A 12,273-nucleotide genomic window follows, 5' to 3' on the forward strand; every position below is an offset into this window, starting at 1 on the left:
AATAGTTTGAACAGAATACTGCTTAAAAAATGTACAGTTTTAGAAAATTTTAATCAGAAAATAGGTAAATGTTATAGAATCCAATACTCTCATTCCAACAAGGGGCTTAAGCCCCTTGCCAAACCATTAAAACTCCTGCCTGTTGCCAATGAGCCTACCCTCACCAAAAGACTTTTCAGTAACCCTCACTTAGACAAGAGCTTCAAACGCTTCACCCTGATTAATGAAAGCATTTGCTAAAGAAGAATTATTTAAAATACTATTAGTTTCTGCCGGTCCAGCAAATAAGAAACCACCATTTTCCTTATTTTGAAAACGATTAAAAGGTTCACCTTTGCCCGCATCTGCACCATAAGCATAAAAATCTGCTATGTCGTTACCGTTACTATCGAAACCTTCTTTAACCCACTTATTTTTTTGATCAGAATTTTCGGAGAAGATAGAATTATATTCTTCTTTACCTACAAATAAGTATGTACCAGCAAGTTCAGTACTTCGGAGACGATAAAAACCTGTTAAGTTATCTCCGGGTTCCAAGCTAACTTGAAAAGCAGGATTTCCACCGCCTTCGAGTTTAAAAGTTTTATTGTAGTCAGGGTTCGCTAAAATAGAATTTTTTTCCTCTTCCCCAACAAATAAATAAGCTCCTGTAGTATAACTTATGTTTTTGAAACGATATAAGGGCGCTATATCAATCTGTTTATTTTCAGAAGAAGAAGCATAAAAAGCAATACCTCCGGGATTATTTAATCCACCACTACCACTAGGGATAAAAATACCACCATCAATGGGATTACCATTCCCATCAAAACGAACTATTTGACTACCGTTAAAATCACTTACATATAAATTTCCACCTTCGTCAAATCTCATCCTAGAAGCTGATGTTAATCCTCCATTATTAGAGGCTGATACAAAAAAGCCTTTACTTTCTCCTGTTTCTCCATCATATTGTTGAATAGTTACAGGACTACCATCAAGGCTGACAAAAGTACCATCTAAAAATAAACTACCATCTGGGGTAAACGTAGAGCCTGAAGGAATTTGTGGTGCAAATTCTGGGGCAATAAATTGCTCAACAGCTTTTGTCGTTGGATTATACTGAATAATACTGTTATCATTCAATACACTACTGATATACAAATTACCATCAGGTCCAAAATTTAATCCCGCTGCAATCAAATCTTTACCCGTAAAAGGATTAGTTTTGATGATAGTCTCTTCATAAGCACCCGTAACACCATCAAATTTTTGTACACCGCCGCCACCTAAGCCACTAATGTAAATATCTCCATCAGGTCCAAATAGCAAATCTTCAGGAAAGTTTAATCCATTTGCTGTTAAATTATCCCCAGAGATAAACTCTCCTAATAACTCCCCTGTACGAGCATCAAACTTAAGAATTCTTCCATAAAGACTATCTGCTGGATTTTCGACTCCACTATTAACTTGAAATCCTTGATCATTAGCATAAAGAATGTTGTCTTTAAAAGTAATACCCGAAGAAAAGAAAATACCATCTTGAGAAGCTGAACCTTTCGGTACAAACTCTTTCAAAAAGTCTCCCGTAAAAGCATTATATTCTAAGATACTAGAGTAATATACTCCGGGTTCAAAATTAGGAGTTACAGATTCGATATTACCATCAAGGTCTAAATTGATATTGACAACAGGACCTACTCCGAAAGTATTATTAACGTTACTGACATATAAAGACTTATTAAAAAGAAGTGGTCCACCAATGTCTTCTGGGGTAACAATTTTTGCACCTTCATTTTTACCAAATCCCCAAGTAGTATTTCCACGTACAGGAATAAAAACATCAATCACAGTACCAGCATCTGCTCCCTCAAAATCGATTCTAGCGGCATTAAGACTGGAAAAACCTGTGACAATTAATTCTTTACTATCAGGGGTTTCTAACAAAGCACTAGGTCCAGTAATTCCCTTTTCGTTAGTTTTATCTACAAAAATATCAATAAAACTACCATCGTTAGGGTTATAACGTTGAATTTGTTGAGAGTCTAAACTACTTACATAAAGATTTCCATCTGAGGCAACTAATAAACCAGCAGGACCATTTAAAGGAATATCAGGATCATTACCATCTATAAATGGAGTTAATAGATTCGGTTGAGTAAGATCTGCTGATGTGATGTCATCAAATTTATAAATCGCATTATCAAGACGACTTACTACTAAAAGTTTATTACCGACAAATTCTATCCCTAGAGGTATTTCTGGACCGCCAGAAGGAAAATCATACTGGGTTAAAAAGTTTCCACTAGGATCAAATACTAAAACATTATCAACACTTTGAGTAGGATCTGTACTCAAAACAGGTTCTCTAGTAACGGGGTCAAATCCATCAAAAGCAATAAAATTACTAACATAAAGATTGCCGTCTGGTCCAAATTTAATTTGTGTGACGGTATCTAATCCTGTTTGTCTTTCAGGATCAAAAAAACCTCCACTATCACGAGGGATAAATTCTCCTAAAAATTCTCCTGTCCTTCCATTGTAACGTAAAATATTTTCACTAAGAACAGCACCAACCAATAAATCTCCGTTTACAGTAATTTCTAAACCATCTGTGCCAACTAATCCGCCATTGAGACTAGGATCAGACTGAACAAGATTACCCAAAAAGTTTCCTTCTGGATCTGCTACTTTTACGGTATTATCCGTTGGACCACTCAAAAAAATGTAATATTCTGGATTCATAAAGCCTAATTCTCCATTGCTCAGTTTATGAGTTGAGATTATTCCTGTTTTGCCAAAAATCAATACTATTAATCATAAAAAACAGGATATTTTCAATGATATTCTAAATTCTTGACAAAAAAATCTTTTAAAACTTAAAACATTATAAAATATCAAAAATTATAAAATATTAAGTTTTATAAACCAAAAAATATCAATTTTTATCAAATAATTATTTGAGAAGATAAAAGTCTTAAATTACTAATTAGAAATCAAGTAATATTTGTTAAAATTATCATTCTCTTAATACCTAAAACTTATGCAAAAAAAGGATTATCAACCTCTAAATTCAGAAAAATTTTCTAAGAAGTTAATCTTAGTACATTAATAATGGCGTTTTACCGAAATGGGTTGGATTTGCCAATTGCTTGAGAATAAAATCAGCGACATCTAATCGTGAAATTTTACCCGCCGTAATACCAGACAAATTATCAATAACACGATATTTTCCTGTTCTTTCACCATCGGTTAAAAATCCCGGACGTACAATTAACCAATCAACTTTACTGGCTTTGATTATCGCTTCTTGTCTATCTTTATCAGCATAAATTGTCTTTAAAAGAAGAGGATTTAAAATCCGATCGTACAAAAAACCTCCATGTCCTTTTGTTTCTCCTGCACCAATTCCTGTTACTGAAATTAGTTTTTGTGAAGAATTTTCCCCCATTGCCGAAAGTACATTATTTGCACCAACGGAGAATATATCCACAGGCTTATTGGTGGGTGAAATACCGATACAAATACAAATGGCGTCTTGATCTTTAACTACTGCTTTCACTGATTCTAAATTACGAATATCTCCTTTAACGATATTTAATTTTGGATTAGTAATATCAAAATCAGTCGTATTTCGTAGTAATGCAGAAACTTCATGTCCTTCCTCAAGAGAAGTTTTTAGTAATTGATAACCAATACCTCTTGACGCACCAATGATTGCGATTTTCATTTTTTTTCTTTATATTTTGGTTTAAGTTAATTAACATTATTTAAAGATGAACTGTGCCGTCTAAAGTAATTTTTTTTATCTTAGTGGCTTCATAGGCAACGGTGACTAATTCCGTTTCAATCACTTCTTGTGGTTTCATAATTAATGCTGAACCATTTTTGATAGCATTATTAATTCCAGATGGAGGATAACTTGTAAAGGGTTCAACTCCTATATTATAGGTGCGTCCATACCAAGGATAATCATTGTGTCCTTGATAAACTTGCCACATCCAAATATATTTAAACAGATTATGATCCCATGCCATACCAAATCCCAAGTTTAAATTATGGTTATTAATACCATACCAACCCTCAGAAAGTTCTTTAAAAAACACGACATCTACAGATTTAGCATCTTTTCCTAAGATTTTGGTTATATCTTGCATTTTTTCCGTACGGCGATTTTTAACCATAGGAAAATCAAATTCCGTGTTAGTTTCCCATAAACCATTAGGATGATAAGCCATCACTTCCACTTTTTTTGCGGGTGCTTGAACAACGCAACTATCATCAAGAAATGGTTCACCAACTACTGGATGATGTCCCCACATAATAGCAAAGTCTTGATGAGAATTATTCGTCAATTTTTCTGTAATAAATAGTGCTGGTATTCCTTTTTTCAAAGATAATTGCTTTTCTAACTTTAATGGTGAACGATAAAAAGTGACTTCAGTTTTTAAGGTAACTAATTCTGGCGTATCCACTAAAATTTTCGCTTCTACAGGCAATAAAGAAACTTCACCGTGTAATCCTTGATACGTACCTTGATAAGGTTCAGATGACCAACCAGCAGAAGGTAAAATTTCTTGCCAGCCACCATAATAATAATCATGATAAGCACCCTCAGCTAAAACACTTGTAGCTACAAAAGGACGACGCATCGGAATAGGAGATTGCCACATAAAATCGAGATCTTTTGGTTTGTAAGTAAACTCAAAAATATCTCCACCTTTATCGATTAAAACACCAATTCTGATCAAATCATTCTCAAGAAAAGCTACCTGCATTCCTTTATAGGTGTAATCTAAACTTATTCTACAGCCTTGTTTTCTGCCGTGAGTGTACATAATTAAATTTTAATTTTCAAAATGTAAAATTGTATTTTTCTTTTTGAGTTTTAATTATCTCAATTCGATATAAGAAAATTGTTAAAGACAAGACAGATGGACAAGTTGAAGTATTAAGGGAAAAAATAAAATCTCATCGTGATCAATATTTTCTCAAATTTTAATTTATCAGTAAGAAATATTTTTTGTCCGTCCGTCTTTCACGTCTTTTATTTATTATTTTTATCTCGAATTCAGATTTAAAATGAAAATATGAAATACTAGGATTATTCCCAATCTTCTAAAACAGCAGTTAATCCACCATCAACAAATAGCTGAGTACCAGTAATAAAAGAAGCCTCGTCACTGGCCAAAAAAGCACAAGCATAACCAACATCTTCGGGAGTGCCAATCCTTTTCATAACTTGACGATCCTCAATTTTTTTACGAGCAGCCGCAGGATCATCATAACTATTAAATAAATCTTCAATCAAAGGAGTTAACACCCAGCCCGGAGCAATAGAATTAACTCTAATTACAGGACCATAATCAAGAGCCATATTACGAGTTAAAGAAGTAATTGCCCCTTTTGATGCGCAATAAGGAGCAGTACCTTTAGCAGAAGCATGAGAGTGAACAGAAGACATATTAATAATCACTCCTTTGCCAATAGACTGCATATGAGGAATTGAGTATTTCGAGCAAAGAAAAAACCCTTTCAGATTAACGGCTAAACAACGATCCCACTCTTCGCTAGTACATTCCAAAACAGATTTATAAGTGCCAATACCAGCATTATTTACTAAAATATCAAGACGACCATAAGTATCAATCGTTTTATTCACTAAATCTTGAACTTCGTTTTCATTCGCAATATCACATTTAACAAAAATAGCTTCTCCTCCTTTTTCCTTAATTTCTGCCACAGCTTCTTGTCCTTCTCTAACTCCATTCGCCGCAATCACAACTTTTGCTCCTTCTTGGCAAAACACCAACGCAACCCCTTTTCCAATTCCTTTTGAACCGCCCGTAACAATCGCAACCTTATTTTCTAACTTCATAAATTTGAATTAATTGTTCAATAAAAAATTTTTCTACCTTAATTGTTAACCTAGAATGATTTTTTTTGGTCAAAATTTTCCTAAGTTTTAATATTTATTTTGCAATTATAAAAAATACAACAATAAAATTTCGAAAATTTTTATGGAAAAAAGCACCCTAAGTATTGATAGAGTGCTTTTAAGTTCTGATATGTATCTTATTTAGAGTGTGAGAAAATTAAAGCTGGCATGGAACTATTGTCCCGTGGGGCTACCCCCAGAGTATCGTCGCCGCGATTGCGTTTCACCCACGAGTTCGAGATGGATCGTAGTGGTTCCACAATGCTAAACACACCAGCTAAGACTATGAAAGTTAAATAACCCTCAAGACTGCATGAAATAGTAAATAGATTTTAAGATTAGGTCAAGCGGACGGTCTGTTAGTACACTTTGGCTCCATACATTACTGCACTTCCACCTCGTGCCTATTAACGGGTGTTCTTCCCGTGACCTTACACCAGAATACTCATCTTGAGGTGGGCTTCCCACTTAGATGCTTTCAGCGGTTATCCTCTCCGTACTTGGCTACCCAGCGTTTACCGTTGGCACGATAACTGGTACACCAGCGGTACGTCCTTCCCGGTCCTCTCGTACTAAGGAAGGCTCCTCTCAATATTCTCACGCCTGCACCGGATATGGACCGAACTGTCTCACGACGTTCTGAACCCAGCTCACGTACCGCTTTAATGGGCGAACAGCCCAACCCTTGGGACGTACTTCCGCCCCAGGTTGCGATGAGCCGACATCGAGGTGCCAAACCTCCCCGTCGATGTGAACTCTTGGGGGAGATCAGCCTGTTATCCCTAGAGTAACTTTTATCCGTTGAGCGACGGCCCTTCCACACAGCACCGTCGGATCACTAAAACCGTGTTTCCACCCTGCTTGACTTGTCAGTCTCGCAGTCAAGCTACCTTCTGCTTTTGCACTCTTCGACTGATTTCCAACCAGTCTGAGGTAACCTTTGTACGCCTCCGTTACTTTTTTGGAGGCGACCGCCCCAGTCAAACTACCCACCTGAAACTTTCCGGTTTTACCGTTAGAATTCTAGCTTTCTGAGAGTGGTATCTCACTGTTGGCTCTAGTATCCCCACAAGGATACCTTCAACGCCTCCCACCTATACTGCGCACAGCAAGCCCGAACACAATTCCAAGCTATAGTAAAGCTTCATAGGGTCTTTCTGTCCAAGTGCAGGTAGTCCGTATCTTCACAGACAATCCTATTTCGCCGAGTCTCTCTCCGAGACAGTGCCCAGATCGTTACGCCTTTCGTGCGGGTCGGAACTTACCCGACAAGGAATTTCGCTACCTTAGGACCGTTATAGTTACGGCCGCCGTTCACCGGGGCTTCAGTCGCTAGCTTCAGATTACTCCTGACCAACTTCTTTAACCTTCCGGCACTGGGCAGGCGTCAGCCCCTATACTTCCTCTTTCGAGTTTGCAGAGACCTATGTTTTTGCTAAACAGTCGCCTGGGCCTTTTCACTGCAACCAACGTTTCCGTTGGCACTCCTTCTCCCGAAGTTACGGAGTCATTTTGCCGAGTTCCTTAGAGAGAGTTCTCTCGCTCCCCTTAGTATTCTCTACTTGCCCACCTGTGTCGGTTTCGGGTACCGGGACTTTATTTTCAACATCATCATCGCTTTTCTTGCCGCTATCTTTCTACACGCGCAGTAAACTGCTCCCAATCCACTCAGGGTGTGTTTAGTTTTCACGGGTCCCGATGATGACTCCCATAAAGCCACGCAGGAATATTCACCTGCTTGCCATCGACTACGCTTTTCGCTTCGCCTTAGGTCCGGGCTAACTCTCCACGGACGAGCCTTCTGGAGAAACCCTTGGGCTTTCGGGGTTAAGGATTCTCACCTTAATTTTCGCTACTTAAGCCGACATTCTCACTTCTATACTGTCCACATCTGCTTGCCGCTAATGCTTCACCCTATATAGAACGCTCCCCTACCACTTAATGTTTCCATTGAGTCCATAGCTTCGGTGATTAACTTAGCCCCGTTCATTTTCGGCGCAGGAGCGCTTGACCAGTGAGCTATTACGCACTCTTTCAAGGATTGCTGCTTCTAGGCAAACCTCCTGGTTGTCTAAGCACTCCCACCTCCTTTCTCACTTAGTTAATACTTTGGGACCTTAGCTGATGGTCTGGGCTGTTTCCCTCTTGACGATGAAGCTTATCCCCCACCGTCTCACTAGTGCTATAGTTATGGGTATTCTGAGTTTGTCTCATCTTGGTACCGCTCTCGCAGCCCGCAACGAAACAGTGCTTTACCCCCCATTTCCTGATACACCGCTGCGCCTCAACACATTTCGGGGAGAACCAGCTAGCTCCGGGTTCGATTGGCATTTCACCCCTAACCACAGCTCCTCCGCCAATTTTTCAACATTGGTCGGTTCGGACCTCCACTTCGTGTTACCGAAGCTTCATCCTGGCCATGGTTAGATCACCCGGGTTCGGGTCTACAAACAGTGACTAACGCCCTTTTCGGACTCGGTTTCCCTTTGGCTTCATCTTTTCGATTTAACCTGCCACTGCCTGTAAGTCGCCGGCTCATTCTTCAACAGGCACACGGTCATCCGTTTAATCGGACTCCCATTGCTTGTAAGCTGATGGTTTCATGTTCTATTTCACTCCCCTCCCGGGGTTCTTTTCACCTTTCCCTCGCGGTACTTTTCTCTATCGGTCACACTTTGTATTTAGCCTTACCACGTGGTCGTGGCTGATTCACACTAGATTCCACTTATCTCGTGCTACTCGGGATTCACCTAGGATTAATTTGGTTTTCAATTACAGGACTTTTACCTTCTCTGGTCTAGTTTTCAGCTAGTTCGTTTAACCTCTTCTTTCCATCTCGATGTCCCACTACCCCAGTCTTCGTAAACACTGGTTTAGGCTGTTCCCGCTTCGCTCGCCGCTACTAGGGGAATCACTTTTGTTTTCTCTTCCTCTGGCTACTAAGATGTTTCAGTTCACCAGGTTCGCTCATCACTACTAATAGTAGTGTGTTTTTAGGGTTGCCCCATTCGGACACTCTCGGCTCATAGTCTGCTTCCGACTCCCCGAGACTTTTCGTAGGTTGCTACGTCCTTCTTCGCCTTCGTGTGCCTAGGTATCCACCATCAGCCCTTGATTGCTTGACCTGTCTGTCATTTTACAGCTTTTTCTACTTACTTTTTCTATGCAGTTTTCAAGGTTCTTACTGAACAACGGTTCAGCATCCATTTTTTGGTGCTAATTTGTTCCCTGGAGATAAGCGGACTCGAACCGCTGACATCCTGCTTGCAAAGCAGGCGCTCTACCAACTGAGCTATACCCCCAATCTTTTTTCTCTCTTGGAAAAATTTACTTCTTCTCCCAAAAGAAGTGGGCCATCCTGGACTTGAACCAGGGACCTCACCCTTATCAGGGGTGCGCTCTAACCACCTGAGCTAATAGCCCGTGAACCTATTCTTAATAGTTTGAATGCCTTTTTCTCACTCTTGCTGACTTCTATTCGAAGTCTCCCTTTAAGGAGGTGATCCAGCCACACCTTCCGGTACGGCTACCTTGTTACGACTTCACCCCAGTCACTAGTCCCACCTTCGGCATCCTCCTCCTTTACAGGTTGGAGTAACGACTTCGGGCGTGACCAACTTCCATGGTGTGACGGGCGGTGTGTACAAGACCCGGGAACGGATTCACCGCAGTATGCTGACCTGCGATTACTAGCGATTCCTCCTTCATGCAGGCGAGTTTCAGCCTGCAATCTGAACTGGGGCTGAGTTTGCTGGGATTCGCTCCACTTCGCAGCTTCGCTTCCCTTTGTCTCAACCATTGTAGTACGTGTGTAGCCCAAGACGTAAGGGGCATGCTGACTTGACGTCATCCCCACCTTCCTCCGAGTTCTCCCCGGCGGTCTCCCTAGAGTCCCCAACTTAATGCTGGCAACTAAGGACGAGGGTTGCGCTCGTTGCGGGACTTAACCCAACATCTCACGACACGAGCTGACGACAGCCATGCACCACCTGTCTCTGCGTTCCCTAAGGCACTCTTTCGTTTCCAAAAGATTCGCAGGATGTCAAGCCTTGGTAAGGTTCTTCGCGTTGCATCGAATTAAACCACATACTCCACCGCTTGTGCGGGTCCCCGTCAATTCCTTTGAGTTTCACACTTGCGTGCGTACTCCCCAGGCGGGATACTTAACGCGTTTGCTTCGGCACTGTCTGGGTCGATACAGACAACACCTAGTATCCATCGTTTACCGCTAGGACTACAGGGGTATCTAATCCCTTTCGCTACCCTAGCTTTCGTCCCTCAGTGTCAGTATATGCCCAGTAGAGCGCCTTCGCCACTGGTGTTCTTCCTAATCTCTACGCATTTCACCGCTACACTAGGAATTCCCTCTACCCCTACTATACTCTAGCTTTTCAGTTTCCACCGCCTACCCGAAGTTGAGCTTCGGTCTTTGACAGCAGACTTGAAATGCCACCTACGGACGCTTTACGCCCAATGATTCCGGATAACGCTTGCATCCTCCGTATTACCGCGGCTGCTGGCACGGAGTTAGCCGATGCTTATATTAGGTACCGTCACTTTCTTCTTCCCTAAGTTTTGAGGTTTACAACCCAAGAGCCTTCCTCCCTCACGCGGTATTGCTCCGTCAGGCTTTCGCCCATTGCGGAAAATTCCCCACTGCTGCCTCCCGTAGGAGTCTGGGCCGTGTCTCAGTCCCAGTGTGGCTGCTCATCCTCTCAGACCAGCTACTGATCGTCGCCATGGTAGTCCATTACACTACCATCTAGCTAATCAGACGCGAGCTCCTCTTCAGGCGATAAATCTTTTACTTCTCAGCTCATCCGGTATTAGCAGTCGTTTCCAACTGTTGTCCCCGACCTCAAGGCAGATTCTCACGTGTTCCTCACCCGTCCGCCACTATCACCTAAGTGACCGTTCGACTTGCATGTGTTAAGCATACCGCCAGCGTTCATCCTGAGCCAGGATCAAACTCTCCATTGTAGATTCCTTTTCACCTAAGTTACTTAGTTCTCTCAACGAGCTTTTTGATTGCTCTTTTTGTTAGTAATTTAATACTTGTTTTGTTAATTTAAAGTTCTTTAACAAGGGTGTATGTTATATTTGAAAATGGCTTTCAAACTATTAAATTGTCGAGGTTCGTGGTGTGTTAGACTGAGTCAATTGGCTCAATCGCACATTTACTAATATAACTAATAATTCTAAAATCTGCAACTCTTTTTTAAATATTTTTTCAAATTTGAAGTCGATACAAGTCTATAACCTATGTTAGATATAAAATTTATGTATTTTTATTTCTTGAGATTTTTATTTTTTTAGAATCAATATCAATCAAAATTGAGGAAGAAATGGAATTGTCATAACGTTGATTTTCCACATTGTTACAATTAGTACTCTGAATAGTTTGATCATAAATACCTGTTCTAATCATGCCAATACTAGAAATAACAATACATTTTCCTGTTTCTGGTATTGGTTTACCTGAAAAATCTTTCCTTCTTATTTGCAATGTTTGAGATTGACTTGTTGTTCCTTTAAATGAAAAAGGGATGCTTAAAGGGAGACTATTACGATTAGATATTATTTCTACTATTTTATTATCAATAATAATGTTTTCTAATATACAACCAGAAGGAGAAGCTGTAATTTTTGTACTCGTAATGTTAATTGTACAGGTAAGACTTTGACGATTGGCATTTAGTTGAGCTTCAATTATCCCCTGTCTAATGCGAGTAAATGCTTCGTTAACTTTTTGTTGTCTATGAGATTCTAGTAGATTTGGTAAAGCGATGATGGTTAAAATACTGATAATTGTTAAAGCTATGATTAATTCAAATAAGTTAAAACCACTTTTTTTGTTATGGATAGAGTTAAAAACTACAATTAAGTGCCGCATTGGGGATTACCTCCGTTAAGAAAGTGGCTATTTGATTATTAGTTCCCGAATTAGTGTAGTGGGGATGGTTAACACTATAGGTGACAACATAGGTAATTTTAAGAGTGTTTCCCGAAGCATAATATTCTCTGGTTATATCATAGGGTTTGGGATTATGATTAGGGATAGAAATAGTTTCTTGGGAAACAAATTTTCCCGAAGTAGTGCCGTCTATATTGTTTTTCAAAGTATCACCGTAATTTCCACACTGATTTGAATTAGATGCCAAAATAAAAGCACTATGCTTGATTAACTCTAAATCCTCTTGTATCCAGTTAGAAATTTCTTGTTTATTTTGAGCTTGTACTCTTAATAAGGTAGCTAAAACTGTAGCTTGTAATGATCCTAATAGGAATGTTGCACTAACCAATATAGTTACTAATGTTTCCAGAATTGTAAATCCATTTTCGTCTGATTTATCTTT

At 39.8% G+C, this 12,273-nt stretch carries 6 protein-coding genes, 2 tRNA genes and 3 rRNA genes; all 11 read right to left on the minus strand.

What is annotated here, in order from left to right:
- Positions 1-189: 189 nt before the first annotated feature.
- The 11 genes from GM3708_RS10380 to GM3708_RS10430 all read right to left on the minus strand — a co-directional run bounded on the left by GM3708_RS10380 (position 190) and on the right by GM3708_RS10430 (position 12,219).
- Positions 190-2,724 carry a hypothetical protein gene (locus GM3708_RS10380; RefSeq protein WP_066346447.1) on the minus strand — a complete coding sequence of 845 codons (2,535 nt, stop codon included), beginning with the start codon at positions 2,722-2,724 and terminating at the stop codon, positions 190-192.
- A 355-nt stretch (positions 2,725-3,079) separates the two neighbouring features.
- Entirely contained in the window at positions 3,080-3,709 is a 630-nt protein-coding gene (locus tag GM3708_RS10385; RefSeq protein ID WP_066346450.1) for an NAD(P)-dependent oxidoreductase, read from the minus strand.
- Positions 3,710-3,749: 40 nt separating this feature from the next.
- The gene (locus GM3708_RS10390; protein WP_066346452.1) at positions 3,750-4,817 is read right to left on the minus strand and encodes a DUF4432 family protein; all 1,068 of its coding nucleotides are present in this window, start codon (positions 4,815-4,817) and stop codon (positions 3,750-3,752) included.
- A 266-nt stretch (positions 4,818-5,083) separates the two neighbouring features.
- Positions 5,084-5,857 carry an SDR family NAD(P)-dependent oxidoreductase gene (locus GM3708_RS10395; protein WP_066346455.1) on the minus strand — a complete coding sequence of 258 codons (774 nt, stop codon included), beginning with the start codon at positions 5,855-5,857 and terminating at the stop codon, positions 5,084-5,086.
- Between the two features lie 221 nt (positions 5,858-6,078).
- A 5S ribosomal RNA gene (gene rrf / locus GM3708_RS10400) occupies positions 6,079-6,195 on the minus strand.
- 61 nt (positions 6,196-6,256) lie between these two features.
- Positions 6,257-9,042, minus strand: a 23S ribosomal RNA gene (locus tag GM3708_RS10405).
- A gap of 104 nt (positions 9,043-9,146) precedes the next feature.
- Positions 9,147-9,219, minus strand: a tRNA-Ala gene (locus GM3708_RS10410).
- A 47-nt stretch (positions 9,220-9,266) separates the two neighbouring features.
- Positions 9,267-9,340 (minus strand) — tRNA-Ile (locus GM3708_RS10415).
- A 69-nt stretch (positions 9,341-9,409) separates the two neighbouring features.
- Positions 9,410-10,897, minus strand: a 16S ribosomal RNA gene (locus GM3708_RS10420).
- Together the 16S, 23S and 5S rRNA genes with 2 tRNA genes alongside form the textbook arrangement of a ribosomal RNA operon.
- Positions 10,898-11,195: 298 nt before the next feature.
- Positions 11,196-11,810 carry a prepilin-type N-terminal cleavage/methylation domain-containing protein gene (locus tag GM3708_RS10425; RefSeq protein ID WP_071827612.1) on the minus strand — a complete coding sequence of 205 codons (615 nt, stop codon included), beginning with the start codon at positions 11,808-11,810 and terminating at the stop codon, positions 11,196-11,198.
- A complete protein-coding gene (locus GM3708_RS10430; protein ID WP_144439306.1) occupies positions 11,785-12,219 on the minus strand; it encodes a hypothetical protein in 435 nt (144 codons plus the stop codon). Before GM3708_RS10430 ends, GM3708_RS10425 begins: the two co-directional genes overlap by 26 nt.
- Positions 12,220-12,273 lie beyond the last annotated feature (54 nt).

Origin of the sequence: Geminocystis sp. NIES-3708, assembly GCF_001548095.1 — a bacterium.
GTDB lineage: Bacteria > Cyanobacteriota > Cyanobacteriia > Cyanobacteriales > Cyanobacteriaceae > Geminocystis.